This is a genomic window from Nonomuraea sp. NPDC048882 (genome assembly GCF_040649755.1).
Taxonomy (GTDB): Bacteria; Actinomycetota; Actinomycetes; order Streptosporangiales; family Streptosporangiaceae; genus Nonomuraea; species Nonomuraea maheshkhaliensis.
This window is the reverse complement of record NZ_JBEZGB010000002.1, coordinates 320,822-337,569: the sequence shown is the minus strand read 5'-3', so window position 1 is coordinate 337,569 and position 16,748 is coordinate 320,822. Positions and strand designations below refer to the sequence as shown.

General features: G+C 71.6%; 16 protein-coding genes. 4 read left to right on the top strand and 12 right to left on the bottom strand.

Annotated features, from left to right (window positions below; all coding sequences use genetic code 11):
- Window positions 1-348: 348 nt before the first annotated feature.
- The 6 genes from lysS to xylA all read right to left on the bottom strand — a co-directional run bounded on the left by lysS (window position 349) and on the right by xylA (window position 6,736).
- A complete protein-coding gene (lysS, locus tag AB0C27_RS06730; RefSeq protein WP_357838912.1) occupies window positions 349-1,980 on the bottom strand; it encodes a lysine--tRNA ligase in 1,632 nt (543 codons plus the stop codon).
- Window positions 1,981-2,020: 40 nt separating this feature from the next.
- Window positions 2,021-2,242 carry a hypothetical protein gene (locus AB0C27_RS06725; RefSeq protein WP_357838910.1) on the bottom strand — a complete coding sequence of 74 codons (222 nt, stop codon included), beginning with the start codon at window positions 2,240-2,242 and terminating at the stop codon, window positions 2,021-2,023.
- 7 nt (window positions 2,243-2,249) lie between these two features.
- Complete coding sequence (locus AB0C27_RS06720; protein ID WP_357838907.1) at window positions 2,250-3,599, bottom strand: S8 family serine peptidase; 1,350 nt, start codon at window positions 3,597-3,599, stop codon at window positions 2,250-2,252.
- 145 nt (window positions 3,600-3,744) lie between these two features.
- Window positions 3,745-4,848: a Gfo/Idh/MocA family oxidoreductase gene (locus AB0C27_RS06715; protein ID WP_346107287.1), complete on the bottom strand. Its 1,104-nt coding sequence runs from the start codon at window positions 4,846-4,848 to the stop codon at window positions 3,745-3,747.
- Window positions 4,845-5,588, bottom strand: coding sequence for a sugar phosphate isomerase/epimerase (locus AB0C27_RS06710; RefSeq protein ID WP_357838903.1), 744 nt, complete (start codon window positions 5,586-5,588; stop codon window positions 4,845-4,847). Before AB0C27_RS06710 ends, AB0C27_RS06715 begins: the two co-directional genes overlap by 4 nt.
- Window positions 5,585-6,736, bottom strand: coding sequence for a xylose isomerase (gene xylA, locus AB0C27_RS06705; RefSeq protein ID WP_357838900.1), 1,152 nt, complete (start codon window positions 6,734-6,736; stop codon window positions 5,585-5,587). The genes AB0C27_RS06710 and xylA overlap by 4 nt, the downstream gene beginning before the upstream one ends.
- Before the next feature lie 89 nt (window positions 6,737-6,825).
- Between xylA and AB0C27_RS06700 the strand changes: the two genes are divergently transcribed.
- Entirely contained in the window at window positions 6,826-7,938 is a 1,113-nt protein-coding gene (locus tag AB0C27_RS06700) for an ROK family transcriptional regulator (protein WP_357838897.1), read from the top strand.
- Window positions 7,939-7,966: 28 nt separating this feature from the next.
- Here the strand turns inward: AB0C27_RS06700 and AB0C27_RS06695 are convergent, their stop codons facing one another.
- The 5 genes from AB0C27_RS06695 to AB0C27_RS06675 form a co-directional block, all read right to left on the bottom strand.
- Window positions 7,967-10,981, bottom strand: a complete 3,015-nt coding sequence (locus tag AB0C27_RS06695; RefSeq protein ID WP_357838894.1) for a GH92 family glycosyl hydrolase — start codon at window positions 10,979-10,981, stop codon at window positions 7,967-7,969.
- Window positions 10,982-11,073: 92 nt separating this feature from the next.
- Window positions 11,074-11,589, bottom strand: a complete 516-nt coding sequence (locus tag AB0C27_RS06690; RefSeq protein ID WP_357838891.1) for a hypothetical protein — start codon at window positions 11,587-11,589, stop codon at window positions 11,074-11,076.
- A gap of 68 nt (window positions 11,590-11,657) precedes the next feature.
- Window positions 11,658-12,008 carry a DUF3592 domain-containing protein gene (locus AB0C27_RS06685; protein WP_357840643.1) on the bottom strand — a complete coding sequence of 117 codons (351 nt, stop codon included), beginning with the start codon at window positions 12,006-12,008 and terminating at the stop codon, window positions 11,658-11,660.
- Window positions 12,009-12,011: 3 nt separating this feature from the next.
- On the bottom strand, window positions 12,012-12,179 hold the full coding sequence (locus AB0C27_RS06680) for a hypothetical protein (protein ID WP_357838888.1): 168 nt from the start codon (window positions 12,177-12,179) through the stop codon (window positions 12,012-12,014).
- Between the two features lie 121 nt (window positions 12,180-12,300).
- Window positions 12,301-13,080, bottom strand: coding sequence for a helix-turn-helix domain-containing protein (locus tag AB0C27_RS06675; RefSeq protein WP_357838885.1), 780 nt, complete (start codon window positions 13,078-13,080; stop codon window positions 12,301-12,303).
- 83 nt (window positions 13,081-13,163) lie between these two features.
- Between AB0C27_RS06675 and AB0C27_RS06670 the strand changes: the two genes are divergently transcribed.
- Window positions 13,164-14,057 (top strand): NmrA family NAD(P)-binding protein, encoded by an 894-nt coding sequence (locus tag AB0C27_RS06670; RefSeq protein ID WP_357838882.1) that lies wholly within the window; start codon window positions 13,164-13,166, stop codon window positions 14,055-14,057.
- Between the two features lie 21 nt (window positions 14,058-14,078).
- Here the strand turns inward: AB0C27_RS06670 and AB0C27_RS06665 are convergent, their stop codons facing one another.
- The gene (locus tag AB0C27_RS06665) at window positions 14,079-14,906 is read right to left on the bottom strand and encodes an aminoglycoside phosphotransferase family protein (protein WP_357838880.1); all 828 of its coding nucleotides are present in this window, start codon (window positions 14,904-14,906) and stop codon (window positions 14,079-14,081) included.
- A 225-nt stretch (window positions 14,907-15,131) separates the two neighbouring features.
- On the opposite strand from AB0C27_RS06665, the gene AB0C27_RS06660 reads away from it, so the two are divergent.
- Together AB0C27_RS06660 and AB0C27_RS06655 are read left to right on the top strand one after the other, a co-directional pair.
- Window positions 15,132-16,058 (top strand): acyltransferase domain-containing protein, encoded by a 927-nt coding sequence (locus AB0C27_RS06660; protein ID WP_357838877.1) that lies wholly within the window; start codon window positions 15,132-15,134, stop codon window positions 16,056-16,058.
- 29 nt (window positions 16,059-16,087) lie between these two features.
- Window positions 16,088-16,732 (top strand): class I SAM-dependent methyltransferase, encoded by a 645-nt coding sequence (locus AB0C27_RS06655; protein ID WP_357838874.1) that lies wholly within the window; start codon window positions 16,088-16,090, stop codon window positions 16,730-16,732.
- Window positions 16,733-16,748 lie beyond the last annotated feature (16 nt).

Genomic DNA, 16,748 nt, shown 5'->3' with positions numbered 1-16,748 from the left:
CACGTTAATCGGGGATCAGGAGGGATTCTCGCTTCTTCCATCCTGGAAAGGATCTACGCAACGGTCTCCTCGACCTTTTGCCGGGAGGTGTCCAGCCATAGTCCAATGCGCGGGGTTTCGAGCCACCGCACCGCGCTGACCTGGGTGGTCGTGCGCGGCGTCCATGAATGGCTCGCTCCGATAAACCGTTCCAAAACCGTGACAATAACTATGTAGCGAACTAATGGCGTGAATCCGGCATCTCACTACATGTCAGCCATAGTGGTGGCTATTCGGTGCTGTCGGCATACGAACTCTGCTACTGATTACGGTGTCGTCCCGGCCTGTGCATGATCAGGACGACACCGTTCACGCGCCCACCAGCTTGCGGACGCGGCCGGCGCCCACCGCCATGAGCAGCGTGGGCAGCCTGGGGCCCGTGTCGCGGCCGACGAGGAGCCGGTAGAGCAGGGCGAAGAAGGCGCGCTGTGCCGTCTTCAGCTCAGGGGTGGCCTTGGCGTCGGCGGGCAGCCCGGCCTGGAGCTTGGGCACGCCGTACACCAGCGCCGTCAGCCCCTCCAGCGTCCAGTCGTCGAGGCCGTCGGCGAGCAGTCGCAGCCCCTCGCGCTCGCCGGCCCCGAGCGAGTCGAGCAGCTCCTGGTCGGGCGTTTCGCGTACGCGCGTGCGCTGGTCGGCGGGCACGTGGTCGTCCACCCAGCGCTGGGCGCGGTCGAGCCGGGGCCGGGCCGCGTCGAGCGATTCGACCCCGTCGAGATCGCTCAGGATGCGCAGCGTCTGCTCGGCGTGGCCGGTCGTGATGTCGGCCACGGAGGCGAGCGTGCGATAGGACACCGGGTGCGGGGTGGCGGGCAGCGGGCCGGAGGCGGTGCGCACCGCCCGGTTGTAGGCGGCCAGCTCGGCGGGCTGCGTCTGCCCGGCGGCGACCTTGCGGCCGAGGGCGTCCCACTCGTCGTAGAGCCGCTGGATCTCCTGGTCGAAGGCGATCTTGAAGGACTGGGCGGGCTTGCGGCGGGCGTACAGCCAGCGCAGCACCGGCGCCTCCATGATGGCCAGCGCGTCGGACGGGGTCGGCACGTCGCCCTTGGAGCTGCTCATCTTGGCCATGCCGGTGATGCCGACGAACGCGTACATGGGGCCGATCGGCTGCTGCCCGCCGAACACCTCGCCGACGATCTGCCCGCCGACGATCCACGCCGATCCCGGCGAGTGGTGATCGACCCCGGACGGCTCGAAGATCACGCCCTCGTGGGCCCAGCGCATCGGCCAGTCGACCTTCCACACCAGCTTGCCGCGGTCGTGCTCGGCCAGGCGCACGGTCTCGCCGAAGCCGCACTCGCAGGTGTAGGCCAGCTCGGTCGTCTCGTCGTCGTAGGCGGTGACCGTGGTCAGGTCACGCTCGCACAGGTCGCAGTAGGGCTTGTACGGGAAGTAGTCCTCCGGCTCGGAAGCCTGCCCGGATGCCTGTCCGGACGTCTGCTTGGTCCGGTAACGCGACAGCACGGCGTCGATCCTGGCCCGCTCGCGCACCGCGGTCAGGATCTGCTCCCGGTAGGCGCCGGAGGTGTACTGCTGGGTCTGGCTGATGCCGTGGACCTCGACGCCCAGCTCGGCCAGCGCCTCGATCATCGGCGACTTGAAGTGCTCGGCCCAGTTGGCGTGCGGGCTGCCGGGAGGCGCGGGCACCGAGGTCAGCGGCTTGCCGATGTGCTCGGCCCACGACGGGTCGATGCCCGCGGGCACGCGACGGAAGCGGTCGTAGTCGTCCCACGACAGCAGGTGGACGCACTCGCGTCCGCGCCGCCTGATCTCGTCGGCGACCAGGTGAGGCGTCATGACCTCGCGCAGGTTGCCCAGGTGGATCGGGCCGGACGGGCTCAGCCCGGAGGCGCAGACGATCGGGCGGCCCGGGGCGCGGCGTTCGGCCTCGGCGATCACGTCGTCGGCGAACCTGGAGACCCAGTCGGTCTCGGCACTGTCCATCGCGCCATTCTTGCGGTTCCGCCGAGCACAAGCCAACGCGTTAGACATCCCCCGGCTCCTGCGGCTCGACGCGGGGATCGGCGAAGACAGTCGCGAGGTCGTGGCTTACCCGCCTGGCCGCCTCCTCGGTGACGCGCAGCACCTGGAGCCCGGGGGCGACCGCCACCAGCCCGTAGTCCGCGTCGGCGTCCTCCTCGGACAGGCCGAGCAGGCACAGCGCGTCGGCGAGTGTGGCTTCCTGTGGCAGTCGCACCTGGATCATGGCCATGTCAGGCGGCGCGGGTCCGGTTCTGCCGGCCGAGGGCGGCCAGGACGGCGAGCGGGTCGATGACGCCGTACCCGTAGTCGTGGTCGAAGCCGACCGTGCTGCGGTCGTCGGCCGTGCGGTGCAGCAGCGTGCGCAGCTGCGAGGGCGACAGCTCGGCGGCGGACCTGCGCGTGCGCACGGCCGCGACCACCCCGGCGGCGACGGGGCAGGAGGCGGAGGTGCCGGTGTCGGCGTCCCCGACGGCCTGCGAGCCGGCGAAGTGCGTGTACGCGCACAGATCGGGCTTGCGGTCCGACAGCCGCCCGGGCCCCTGCGAGGAGTAGCCGACCCGCTCGCCCAGCGTGTCGACGCCGCCCACCGACAGCACACGCGGATGGGAGTTGGCGCCCACGATCGTCCGGTCGGGGTAGCCGCAGCGCTGGTCGGGGCAGTCGCCGCCGCAGTTGCCCGCCGAGAACAGAATGTCGGCCCCCTCGCCCTCCAGGCTGCCGACGATCACGTTGAACGGGTGCGCCGGGTTGTCGGAGTAGTTGCCCGGATGGCCCGGCGGGAAGTCCATGCCGGGCGTGAACAGCCCCCAGCTGTTGCTGACGACCAGGGACCTGGACTCGGCGGGCATGGCCCTGATGACGGAGCCGAGATGGGCGTAGGCGGCGACGGCGTCGGACAGCAGGCCATCCACCCCCGACCCCGGCTGCCTGCTGAGCAGGACCGGGATGTCGAGCAGAGTCGCCTTGGGGGCGGCGAGCAGCACGTCGAAGGCGCACATGGAGCCGTGGGAGACCGGGTAGCGGCCCGGGGTCTTGCGCACTCCCGTCGGGCTCCAGCTCCGGTCGGCGTCCACGGTCACGTCGTGGCCGATGCGCGCCCCGACGTGGTCGGCGTTGACGCCGGTGTCGACGACCGCGACGCACACGCCCTCGCCGTCATGGCCGGCCGCCCACAGCTCGGACGCGTGCAGCAGCCGCCTGACCTCTTCCCAGTCGCCCACGGGCCCGTCGCCGCCGCAGGCCGGGTGCGGCTGGATGGCGGGGTCGGCGAAGACGCCCGCGACCTCGCGTACGGAGGAGGACAGCAGCACGGACCGCGTGGACAGCTCGTCGTCGGGGATCTCGCCGCGCACGAGGACGGAGGCGTCTTCAGGCGCGTGCGAGAACCCCACCCGCTGGTGCAGCGACAGCGGCGCGCCGTGGGCGGGGACCGGCCGCGGCACCGGCACCGGTGTGTACGCCTCGTCGAGCAGGACGCCCGGCAGCTCGGTGACGACGTCGGCCACCGAGCTGCGGACTCCTGGATCGATCACGGACGCGACGACGTCGGGAGCCGGGCGGAGCTGGATCAGTACGCGCATGGATTCCCCCTTGGGATTGCAGTTACCGAGCGATTACGCAATGTAGTGATGCCCGGTCATCCCATGGGGATTCCTATGTGAAACGGGTATGTGACTTTCCGTCGGCTGGGCGGAGGAGGTCCCCGCCGCCCAGCCGGCGAGAGCGTCAGGTCAGCGTGGCCGCGTGCGGGTCCCAGTCCGCCGGCAGCGGCTCCGGCGCGGTCGTGGAGGAGGAGATGGCGCGAAACTCCGACCGCTCGCCCGACTCCGTGATGGCCGACATGAGTTCGAGCACGTGGTGGGCCAGCTCGCCCGAGGCGCGGTGGGGTGTGCCCGCCCTGATCGACCTGGCCATGTCGAGCACCCCGATGCCGCGCCCGGCCGTGGTCCCGGTCACCGGCAGCTCCCGCCAGTCGCTGTCGGTCAGCCCGCGGGCCAGCAGCGGGCCCTCGAACGTGTTGGGGTCGGGCAGCGACAGGGCGCCCTCGCTGCCGATGATCTCGATCATGCGGCGGTTGACGGCCGAGTCGAAGCTGAACGTGGCCGCCGCCGTCGCCGTGCCGGGGAAGTCCAGCAGGGCGTTGACGTGGGTGGGCACGTCGACGGGGAAGATCGTGCCCGCCTTGGGCCCCGATCCGACGCTCCGCTGGTCGCGGGCCCTGCGCGTGCCGGCCGCCACCCGCGCGACGGGGCCGAGCAGCGACACCAGGGCGGTCAGGTAGTAGGGGCCCAGGTCGAACAGCGGCCCGGCGCCCGGCTGGTAGAAGAACTCGGGGTTCGGATGCCAGGACTCAGGACCCATGCTCTGCGTGGCGGCCGTGACCGCGACCGGCGTGCCGATGAGGCCGGAGCGCAGGGCGTGCAGGGCCGACTGCAGCCCGGCGCCGAGGAAGGTGTCGGGGGCGCCGCCCACCCGAAGGCCACGGTCGGCGGCCTCGGCCATCACCTTGGCCGCCTCGTCCATGTTCATGGCCAGCGGCTTCTCGCCGTACACGTGCTTGCCGGAGCGCAGGCTCTCCAGCGCGACGGCCGCGTGCGCCGAGGGGACGGTGAGGTTGACCACGATCTCGACCTCGGCCAGCGAGAGCACCGCGCCGAGGGTGCCCGACACCGGCACGTCGTGCTCCCTGGCCACGGTGGCGGCCCGGTCGGTGTCGAGGTCCGCGACGGCGACCACGCGCACGTCGGGGAAGGAGTTGAGGTTGCGGAGGTACTGGCCGCTGATGACTCCGGCGCCGACCAGTGCGACGCCGACCGGGCCGTTGCTCAAGAGCGCTCCAAGGAGGTGAGGTAAGCGTGGCTGTCCGCGAGCGCGGTGAAGACGTCGGTCGCGCACTCATCGAGCTCGACGACGCGCCAGGCGCCCGGCGCGGCGGCGAGGATCTCGGGCACGGGCATGACGCCCGCGCCCACCGCCGTGTGCGGCTCGCCCTTGACGACGGGGCCGTCCTTGACGTGCAGCGCGTCCACCCGGCCCGCCAGTCGGCCGAGCAGGGCGGGCACGTCGGCGCCGCCCACCGCCGCCCAGTAGGTGTCGATCTCCAGGAACACCTCGGGCGCCAGCAGGTCGGCCAGCACCTCGATGGCGTGCCGGCCTTCCACCAGCGGTTCGAGCTCCCACCAGTGGTTGTGGTAGCCGATCCGCATCCCGGCGCCCGCCGCCTGCTCGGCCAGGCCGTTGAGCAGGTCGGCGGCCCGCTGCAGGCCGTCGCGGGTGGTGAACTGCTCGGCCGCGATGCCGGCCGGGACGATCACCTGGTCGGTCCCGAGCGTGGCGACCGCGTCGAAGACCTCCGCCGGCTCCCGGTTGAGCAGCGCGGACGCGTGCGTGCCCGACACAGTGAGCCCCAGGTCGTCGGCGACCTGGCGGAAGCCCTTCGGGTCATTTGTGGGGTCGTAGGGCTCGACGGCCCGGTATCCGATCTCCGCGATCCGCCTCAGCACGGCATCACGGTCGGCGGCCAGCGGTTCCCTGACGGTGTAGAGCTGGACACTGATCGGTCGAGTCATCCGCGTACCCCCATGAGGTGCTCAAGCGCGAGCTGGTTGAGGTGGGTGAAGTGGAAGCCGCGGGCGGCGGCCGCCTCCGGGTCGAAGTCGTCCTTGGCCAGGTCCTGCCAGGTCTCACCGGCGGCGAGCGTGGACTGGCCCAGCTCGTCCACCCGCGAGGCGCTGATGGCCTGCTGGACCTCGGGGTCGGCGCGGAAGGCGCGCGCCTTCTCCTTCAGGATCAGGTACGTGCGCATGTTCGCCGCCGCCGAGACCCACACGTCGTCGGCGTCCTCGGTGCGCAGGGGCTTGTAGTCGAAGTGACGGGGGCCGTCGTAGCCGCCGTTCTCCAGCAGGTCGACCAGGAAGAAGGCGCTCTTCAGGTCGCCGTGGCCGAAGACGAGGTCCTGGTCGTACTTCGGGCCGTGCTGGCCGTTGAGGTCGATGTGGAACAGCTTGCCGTGCCACAGCGCCTGGGCGATGCCGTGCACGAAGTTGAGCCCGGCCATCTGCTCGTGGCCGACCTCGGGGTTGAGGCCCACCATCTCAGGGTGCTCCAGGTCGTTGATCAGCGCCAGTGCGTGGCCGATCGTGGGCAGCAGGATGTCGCCCCTGGGCTCGTTCGGCTTGGGCTCAAGGGCGAAGCGGATGTCGTAGCCCTTGTCGATCACGTACTGGCAGAGGAGGTCCAGGCCCTCCTTGTAGCGGTCGAAGGCGGCCTTGACGTCCTTGGCCGCGTCCGACTCCGCGCCCTCGCGCCCGCCCCAGCAGACGTACGTGCGCGCGCCCAGCGAGGCGGCCAGGTCGAGGTTGCGCATGACCTTGCGCAGCGCGTACCGGCGGACGTCGCGGTCGTTGCTGGTGAAGGCGCCGTCCTTGAAGACGGGGTGGGTGAACAGGTTCGTGGTGGCCATCGGGACCTTCATGCCGGTCTCGTCGAGGGCCTTCCTGAAGGCGGCGATGGCCTTGTCGCGGTCGGGCTCGACGGCGAGCAGGTCGTCGTCGTGGAAGGTGACGCCGTACGCGCCCAGCTCGGCCAGGCGGTGCACGCTCTCGACCGGGTCGAGCGCCGGGCGGGAGGCGTCGCCGAACGGGTCGCGCGCCTGCCAGCCGACCGTCCATAGGCCGAAGGTGAAGCGGTCGTCAGGGGTGGGTGTGTAGGTGGACATTGTTGTGCGGCTCCTTGTTTAGTCCATAATCTGTACATAATCCTGAGGAGGTGACCGGGGTGTCGTCAAGAGGGGTCCGGCATGATTCCATGCGCGCCCGTAACCTGGCCGTAGTCCTCGCGACCATTCACCGATCAGGACCGCACACCCGCGCGGAGCTGGCTGAGCGGACCGGGCTGACCAAGACGACCGTGTCCAGCCTGGTCGCCGACCTCATCGAGGCGGGGGCGGTGAGCGAGAGCGGCGCGGTGCAGAAGGGCGAGCGGGGCCGGCCGGGCATGGCGGTGAGCCTCAGCGGGCACCGCGTGGCCGCGCTGGGGCTGGAGATCAACATCGACTACCTGGCCGCGTGCGTCGTCGACCTCACCCGTACCGTACGGCTGCGCCGGACCCGGCCCGCCGACAACCGCAACTCCGACCCCGCCGCGATCCTGGAGGGGCTGCGCGTCCTGGCGAAGGAGATCACGGCCGAGGCCGAGGCGGCCGGGCTGCGGGTGATCGGCGCCGCGCTCGCCGTGCCCGGCACGGTCGAGGGCGGGGTGCTGCGCAGCGCGCCGCATCTGGGCTGGCGCGACGTGCGCGTGGACGGCCTGGTGGAGTTGCCCGTCACGATCGACAACGAGGCCAATCTGGCGGCGCTCGGTGAGCTGTGGTTCGGCTCGCGCGAGAGCGACTTCCTCTACGTGTCGGGCGAGATCGGCATCGGCGCCGGTCTGGTGGTGGACGGGGCCGTGTTCAGGGGCACGTTCGGGCTGGCGGGCGAGCTCGGGCACGTGGTCGTCGTACCGGACGGGCCCGCGTGCCGGTGCGGGGGGCGGGGCTGCCTGGAGGTGTACGCCGGCCAGGACACCCTGCTGGGCGAGCTCGGCTCGGTGGGCGAGCTGGTCGCGCGGCTGGAGTCGGGCGACCCCGGGGCCGTGCGGACCTGCGAGCGGGCCGGGCACGCGCTCGGCGTGGCGCTCACCTCGGCCGTGCACCTGCTGGACCCCGGCCGGATCGTGCTCGGCGGGATCTACGCGCCGCTCTACCGCTGGCTGGAGGGGCCGGTCTCCGATGGGCTGGGGGCCAGGCTGGCGCAGATGCGCGGCGCGCCGCCCGCCCTCGTCGTCTCCGGGACCGGCCCGGACGCCGCCGTGCTGGGGGCGGCCGGGTCGGTCATCCAGAGCGTCATCGCCGACCCGGCCCAGCTGCTCGGGTTGTGAACGCTTCGGTCAGGGTCTGGTGCTTCTGTCAGGGTCTGGTGCTGAGGGCGAAGACCTTCAGGTTGGGCGTCGCGGGGCTGGTGAACGAGACCGCCTCGCGGGCCGGATCGGCCGGCACGGAGACCCGCCAGATCGTCACCTTCCGGCCGTCGGCCGTGCCGTTGACGTTGTAGCGCGTGCCGGCCGTGAGCGCCGCCGTCTCCCCGAAGTGGGCCGACGTGGCGGCCCAGTCCGTCACCTTCAGCGGGGCCGTGGAGGTCGTGCCGTCCGCGTACGTGATCGTCAGCTCCGTCTGCCGGTCACCGTTCACGGCCGTGACCAGCAGGTCGAACGCCTGGTAGCGGCCCTTGGACAGGTAGGTGCGCTGGCCGCGCAGGCTGTGGAAGTTGCCCGCCGTGCCCTTGGTGTCGGGGATCAGGAACCCGTCGTGCGCGCCGGGAGCCGGCAGCTGCTCGGCGGGGAAGCTCCAGCCCTTGCCGTCCAGGTTGCCCTGCGTCTTGGCGTCGGCGGTGGCGACGCCGTCCACGTCGTACTGGAGCCGCTGGGCGCAGGCCGCGCCGACCGGCTCGCACGGCCCCGGCAGGTTCGGGATCGCGTCCTGCGCGGCCGGTACGTGATCGACCGGCAGGTCGGCCGCACCCGTGGCCCACGACGTGTTCGGGGCCGCGCCCACGTTGACGACCACCTCGCCGCCCCGGTTGAGCAGCGACTCCGGCAGCCATGAGCGCGTGTACGGCCGGCCGTTCACCTTCACGTCCTGGACGTAGATCGCGTCCGCGGACGCCTGCGGCGCGCTCACCGTGATCGTGCGCCCGTTGCCCCGGTTGATCCACGCCGTCGTGAACATGGGGCTGGACAGCAGCATCTCCGCCCGGCTGGGCACCTGGGGATACATGCCGAGGGCGGCGAAGACGTACCAGGCGGACATCGTGCCGAGGTCGTCGTTGCCCGGCAGGCCGCTGGGGCCCGTCTTGTAGACCAGCGCGGCCATCGCCCGTACGGTCTCCTGCGTCTGCCACGGCCGGCCGAGCGCGTTGTAGAGCCACGGGACGTGGATGCCCGGCTCGTTCGTGGGGTCGTAGCGGAAGCCGTCGCCGCCGGTCGCCCACGAGCCGTCGGCGCGGTGGAAGAACGCGTCCAGCCGCTCGGCCGCCCGCTCCCTGCCGCCCATCGCCGCGGCCAGGCCCGACACGTCGTGCTGCACCATCCACGTGTACGTCGCGCTCGTGCCCTGCGCGAAGCCGGAGTCGGAGGTGGGCGAGAACGGCCACTGCCAGCCGCCGTCCGACCTGCGCGCCTGCTGGTAGCCGCCCTCCACGCCGGCCTGCGGGTTGAAGGTGTTACGCCACCAGCTCGCCCGCGGTAGCAGCGCGGCCCGTTCCTCGCCGCGCCCGATCCGCCCGGCCCAGTCGGCGAGCGCGAAGTCGGCCGTCGCGTCCTCCAGCGTCTCCGCCGCGCCACCCCAGCAGTGGCAGGTGTCCTGCGGGGCGTAGTGCAGGCGCAGGTGCTCGGCCAGGTTCGGCCGCTGGCCCTCGCACTGGCCAGGACAGCCCTTGTCGGACAGACCGGACTCGTGCGGGACGGTCGCCTGCCGGTAGAGGGAGTCGAAGGCCCCCTTCACGTCGAAGTTGCGCACGCCGAGCGCGTGGAAACCGGCCAGCGCGGGCGCCGACGGGTCGCCGGTCATGACGTGGGTGGGGCCGTTGACGTGCACCCACCGGTCCCAGACGCCGCCGTTCTGCCCGGCCAGGTTGAACAGAGACTGGGCGTAGTCGCCGGCGACGTCCGGTTCGAGCAGGGCCAGGAGCTGGGTGTGGGCGCGGTACTGGTCCCAGCCGGAGAAGTTGCCGTACTGCGCCCGCTGGCCGCGCGCCAGCCGGTGCACCTTGCCGTCGCTGCCGAGGTAGGTGCCCGCCACGTCGCCGGAGACGTTCGGCTGCAGGTAGGAGTGGTACATCGCGGTGTAGAACGTGGTCAGCAGGTCCGCGGAACCGCCCGCCACCTCGATCGAGCGCAGCCGGTCGTTCCAGGCGCGGGTGGCCCTGGCCGCCACCGAGGCGACGTCGTCGTGCCGGGACACCTCCTCCGCCAGGTTCCGCCTGGCCGCGTCGAGGCTGGTGTAGGAGATGCCGACCTTCATGCGTACGTCGGCGTCGGAGGCGGTGTCGAAGCTGACGTACCCGCCGGAGCCCCTGCCCGCGCGGTCGGCGCCGGTCGCGTACCCCTCGCCGCCGCTCGCCGTGGTCGTCCCGGGCTTCAGCTCGCCGTTCACCCACGTGCCCGTGCCGGAGAAGGCGCGGTCGAACGTGGCGGCGAAGTGCAGGCGATAGTAGCTCTTGCGGTTGTTCACACCGCCGTTGGCCCGCCGGCCGCAGAACGCGCCCGTCAGGACGGAGCCGGTGACCGTACGCCGGGCCGGGTCGATGCTGATCTCGGCGTCCTCGCTGCCGTTCAGCGAGTTCGACACCCGGAACAGCAGGCTGGCCGGTGACACCTTCGGGAAGGTGAACTCGCCCACGCCCGCGCGGGTGGTCACCGCCAGGTCGGTCTTGACGCCGGAGTCCAGCGTGACGGTGTAGCGGCCGGGGCTCGCGCTCTCACGGTCGTGGCCGAAACCGCTGGCGTAGACCGCGTCCTTGGTGTCCGCCGTCGGCGACGAGGTGACCTCACCCGCGAACGGCATGATCGGCACGTCCCCGGCCGCTCCCGGATGGCAGCCGGCGCCGTTGACATGGGTGAGCGCGAACCCGCGCACCCGTGGCGTGTTGTAGGCGTAACCGTTGGCGCCGGCGGCGTTGGTCTGGTCGCCGGCCGTGTTGGTGGGACTCCACGAGATCATCCCGAACGGCATGACGGCACCGGGGTAGGTGTTGCCGCCACCCGCCGAGCCGATCAGCGGATCGACGTGCCGTACGGGATCTTTGACCTTCGCGGTGCTTGTGGCCTGGTGGAGGGTGGGAGCGGCGGTTGCGGGCACGGCGAGACCGGCGGCGAGAAGCGCGCCGGCCATCGCGGTGGCGAGCCACGAGCGGGGAGAGAACACCTCGTGATCACACTGCTCCACCTTAACCAGACGATGAACACCCCAGTAAGCAGGGAAAAATCTTCACCCCGCACGCCCCGGTCTCGCGCCACTCACTTCGCGCCACCGCTGTCGTGCGGCGTCGCGGGATCCCGCCGGGCCAGCGGGCGGGGCCGGGCGGCCAGCTTCGTCACGACGTCGGACCTGCCGGCCAGTTCGCGGCGGGCGAGGTTGGCGAACGCGAGCCGCGCCGCCTCGATCGATGCGCGGATGCGGTCCCAGTCCTGCGCCGATGACGCCTGTCCCGCCTCGATCTCGTCCGTCGTGTGCCAGAAGGTCTCGTCGATCGCCAGGGCCGCGTGAACGAGTCCGCTGGGCGCGGTCAGGCTGATGGTGGCCAGCGCCTCGTTCCAGGAGATCCAGTCCGGCCTGTCCTTGCCCCGCTGGTAGCGGTGCAGAGCGATCTGGATGCGGGACGACTCGTTCATGATCAGCAGGCAGGCGTGCGCCAACCGGTCGCGGGACCACTGCTGCGCCTGCGCCCGCCTTGTCAGCACGCCGCCGAGCATCACACCGGCCAGCGAGGCCAGCATGCCGATGACCGCCAGCAGGATCGTGCTCAGCTGCATGCTTGACCAGTCTGACGGTTACGGCGCTCCGGAGAAAGAGCCCCGCACCCCCGCCGGGCCGGACGGGGTCAGTTGTCGAGATCGAGGCCGGGTGGGCAGGCGGCGGGCTGGAAGGAGCCGTCGGCCTGGCGGATCTCGCACTGCGCCGGGCCGCCGCCGCTGCTGCCCGTCGTGACGTCCGTGACGCCGGAGAAGGCCGAGAAGAAGGCCAGGCCGATGCCGAGCGCGATGACCCCGGCGACGATCCCGCCGTAACCGGCGGCCGTGTCGGCGGGCATGGCGCTGGTCGGGTCCTGCGGGTCGTAGAGGACCTCGGTCGCGTTGCCGACGCCCAGGTCGGAGGCGGTGGACGCCTCCGTGGTGATCTCCCGCCCGTCCACGGTGGTGAAGGTCAGGACCGGCCGGTGCGTGGCCTTCAGGCCCTAACCCCGTCCGGCGAACGTGGTCCGTACGTCACTCACGACGCCCGGCACCCGCAGCGCCCGCTGCGCGAACCGCTGGAAGCCGATCAGCCCTTTGACCGACACCCCGATGACCACGATGCCGAATGCCACGAACAGGAGCGGAAAGTACTCGAACACGCCTTGCACCGCGGACCCCCTTGAGTCGTCCTGTTCATTTAGAGGCTCATGGGGCCACAGAGGTTTGCGTCACGCGCCGACTTTTCCGCCCGTCATACGTGTTGATCAGCGGATACGGCCTGCCGCTCGTTCAGCCGGCCGGACCTGACCCCGCACCGCCGTCCTCACCGATGCGGCGGCGGCGGGCGCGCTGCCGGCAGGTCGGGCCGCAGTAGCGGGCCGGCCTCCCGGTGGTCCTGGCCCGTAGCCGAGCGCCGCACTCCACGCAGTGGCCGGCGCCGGTTTCGTGACGCTGAAGGGCGCGCGTGTCACGAAACGTGGAAGGTTCCGTGACGGCGGGGGTGCGCAGCCCGTCCAGCAGCACCCGTACCAGCTCAGTGCCCCGAGCCCGGTCCCGGTGCGCCGCCCGCAGCGCGGAGCCGCCGACGGCCAGCGCGGCCAGGTCCTCGACCCGCACATCCGCGCGGATCGCGCCGGCCCGCTTCGCGTCGTGCAGCAGGTGCTCAAGGGCCTCGCGGAACCGCTGTGCCGCCGCGGCCAGCAGAGCGCGCGGCCAGCTCTGGTCGGCGGTCAACGCGTCGCAGACGTGCCGGCGACCGGCCGACTTCTCGATCACCTCGAGCAGGAACCCGAACAGCGCGTCCCCGGGCGCGGCGCGGGCGGCCCACTCGCCCGCGGCGACCACGAAACCCTGGACCTGCTCGGCGAGCACCGCCTCGACCAGGATCTCCTTGCTCGGGAAATGCCGGTAGACGGTCCCGGCGCCGACTCCGGCGCGCTGCGCGATCCGGCCCAGCGACACCTCCAGGCCCTCCTCGGCGAACACGCGCATCGCGGTACGCAGCACGATCTCCCGATTCCTGCGGGCGTCGGAGCGCCCGGAGACCACCGCGCCCGGTACCACTGTCATGTCACGTAATCCTTGTCCAGGGATGAAAGGGGGTGGAGCATTCCGGATCGTTGTCAGTATCCACCGTCTCAGAAAGGGACGCCATGACGGACTCCCTCATCCTGGTCACCGGCGCCACCGGCAAGCAGGGCGGCGCCACCGCCCGGCGGTTGCTCGCCGCGGGCCGGCCGGTGCGAGCCCTGGTGCGTGACCCGGCCGCACCCGCCGCGGCCGCACTGGCCGCCGCCGGCGCCCAGCTCGCACGCGGCGACTTCGACGATCCGGCCGGCCTGCCGCCGGCACTCGACGGCGTCACCGCCGTGTTCGGCATACCGCCGGTGCGGTTCACGCCCTCAGGACCCGATACGGCGCTCGAAGCGGCCCGCGGCCGGGCGCTGATCGACGCGGCCGCCGCCGCGGGAGTCGAGCAGGTCGTCTTCAGCACCGTCGCCTCGGCCTCCGCCGCTTCGCCGGGCTGGGAGGGGAAGGTGATGATCGAGGAGTACCTGCACGACCACATCACGCTGTCCACCGTGCTGCGTCCCGTCCGGTTCATGACCAACTACCTGAGCGACAGAACGTTCGCCATCGACGGACTCGCCAACGGTGTGCACCGTCATCTGTTCCCCCCGGACGAGCCCATGCAGATCATCGCGCTGGAGGACATCGCCGACTTCGCCGCGCTCGCGTTCGCGGAGCCGGAACGGTTCGCGGGCAGGACCCTGGAACTGGCCGGTGACCAGCCGACCCCCGTCGAGGCCGCCGCCGCGATCACCGCGGCCACCGGCCTCCCGATCCGGTACGAGCAGCTCACCGACGATGAGGCCGCCGCGATCAGCGCGGACATCGCCGAGACCAGGAAACGGTGGATCGCCGGTCACCGCTGGCACGCCGACATCGAGGCCCTGCGCGTGATCCATCCCGGGCTGCGTACCTTCGCCGACTGGCTCACCGAAGGCGGCGCCGCCGCCATCCGAGCCCGCCTCGCTCCGTCCTGACCGCCCATCGTCCTCGACGGCTTACGGGGTCTCGTCCAGCCAGGCGACGATGCTGCGCGCGTACACGTCGACGTTCGTCAGCGGGCGGCCGTCGAGCACCCCGACGAGATGCCCGACCCCGATCGGGGCGTCGTAGATCCGGGCTCGCCGGTAGGTCTCGGGGTCCACGGCCGCCTTGACGTTGTCCCAGCCGTGCCAGGCCATCAGGGCGGCGTCGATCGCCGGGTCGAACAGGTGGGCCTGATCCCAGTCGAGGACCCCGATCAGGCGGCCGTCGGAGCTCCAGTGCACGTTGGCGCCACCCAGATCGCCATGAACCAGCACATCCGGTACGGGCTCCAGATCCCGCGCCGCTTCGAGCCCCCGGCGGCACTCGTCCCGCCACCGGTCGGGCAACCGCGGCACCACCTCGTCGAGCAGCCCCTCAGCCCATCCCGCCGCCCTCGGCACGTGCAGCAGCCCTCGCAGCCGCGGAGTGACGGGGACTTCCCGCACCGCGCGCAGCAACGCCCCGATCTCGCCCGGATCGCCCTGCCCCTCGGGCAACTCCGCGCCCTCGATCCACGACACGGCGACCGCCGCCCGCTCGCCGAACCAGGTCACCGGCGTCAGCGGCTCCGGCACCGCGAACGGCAGCCCGGCCCCGGCGACCTCCCGCAGCACCTCCACGCGGCGGGGCATCTCCCGCGCCGACGACGGCCGCCTGCTCACCCGTACGGCCGCGGTGCCGGGAACGAGCACGACGTGATGCAGATTGCCGCCGCCGACCCGAGCATCCGCGAGGGAATGTCCGGGCAGGAGCGCGGCGGCGATCTCCAGCAGTTCGCCGGGGGTGGGATCAGTGGTCATGTCCTCACGTACATCCAGGTCGAGACATCCAGGTGGAGCATCCAGGTCGAGGCGGACTTCCGGACGGCCTCGACGTCGCGGCCGAGGCCGTCACCGGATGGTCAGGGTGTCGCGGCCGGGGCCGGCACGCGGGCCGGAAGCAGGATGTCATGCTGGCAAAGGTTCCGCACACACCGTCTGCCCGCCGCCGCCTCGCGAGCGATGAGGCGTCGTAGTGTGGCGCACATGCTCGATCTTCCTTCGGACGCGGAAGCGGTGCGGCTGCTGGAGCGCCTGGGCGTCTCGTCCCGGGACAGGGACGAGACGCTGGCGGCGCGGCCCGACCCTCAGGGGCACCCGGAGCTGTGGCGGAGCCTGGAGCAGTGCCACCGGGACCTGACCTCGCATCTGGGCGCGGCGCTCCCGGCCGACGGATATCGCGCTTTACCGGCTTTCCCCGCCGACGCCGGCCCGGTGGCCCTTCATCTCTACGTCTGGCTTTATCTCGCCGTCCTGCCGCGGACGCTCCGCTATCACGCCGAGCGCGGCATCGACCGCCGGACGTCCTGGGAGACGCTGTCCACGCTCGGGCCCATGATGGCCGAGCACCGGTCCGTGCACGGCGTCGGTGGGGTCGGCGGATTCGACCAGTGGTGCCCGCCGCTGAAATTCCGGGGCACCGAATACAAGCTCGGCCGCCTGGAGTACGACCGCGGCCACGGCGAACGCCCGGACGGCACGACCGGATCCGTCCTGCACTTGCACATCCCGTCCGGCACGCCGCTGTCCCCGGATTCCTGCGACGAATCGTTCGACCTGGCGCGAACGTTCTTCGAGCGCCATTTCCCCGACGAGCCGGTCTCCCACTTCGCCTGCCATTCCTGGTTGCTCGACCCGCAACTCGCCGAATATCTCCCCGAGCGGTCGAACATCCTGCGGTTCATGCGCCGCTTCACCTTGAAGCCCCTGACGTCGGGCGACGCGGATCTCGCGGACGGCGACCTGCTGGAATACCTCTTCAGCGAGCCGAGCCGGCAAGAGCCGGTCACCGAAAGCCGGCTCGCGGATCTGCCCCAGGAGACGTCCCTGCAGCGGGCGTACGTGGCCCACCTTCGCTCCGGACGCAACTGGCGGGCACGCACCGGCTGGATCCCGTACCGGACGGCTCGCTGACGCCGATCGATGGGCTACAGTCGTCCGCCATGGCCGAATCCCCCTCCTACCTGACCACGACCGCGGACGCCTACGACGCCGTCGCCCAGCTCTACGCCGACCTCGTCCGGGACTCGCTCGACCGCCTCCCCATGGACCGCGCGATCGTCTCCGTGTTCGCCGAGCTCGTCCGGGCAGGAGGACCCCGTCCCGTCGTCGAGGCCGGCTGCGGGCCCGGGTACATGACGGCGCACCTACGGGACCTCGGCCTGGACGCCTTCGGCATCGACGTGTCTCCCGCGCTGCTCGACATCGCCCGCAAGGACTATCCCGGCCTGCGTTTCGAGCTCGGTTCGATGGACGCCATCGACGTGGCGGACGGCGCGCTGGGCGGCCTGCTCTCCTGGTACTCCGCCATCCACGTCCCGCCGCCGCAGCTGCCGTCGTACTTCGCCGAGTTCCGCCGCGTGCTGGCCCCCGGCGGTCACCTGCTGCTCGGGTTCTTCGAGTCCGAGGGCGGGCCGGTGGAGGAGTTCGACCACAAGGTCACGCCGGCCTACCGGTGGCCGATCGACGAGCTGGCCGAAATGGCGCGTAAGGAAGAGTTCGTCGAGGTGGGGCGGATGTTGCGCGAGCCGCTGGAGGACGAACGTTTCCGCCGCGGCAACCTACTGATGCGCCGGCGAACCGCCTGAGCCCTGGGGCGGCGGC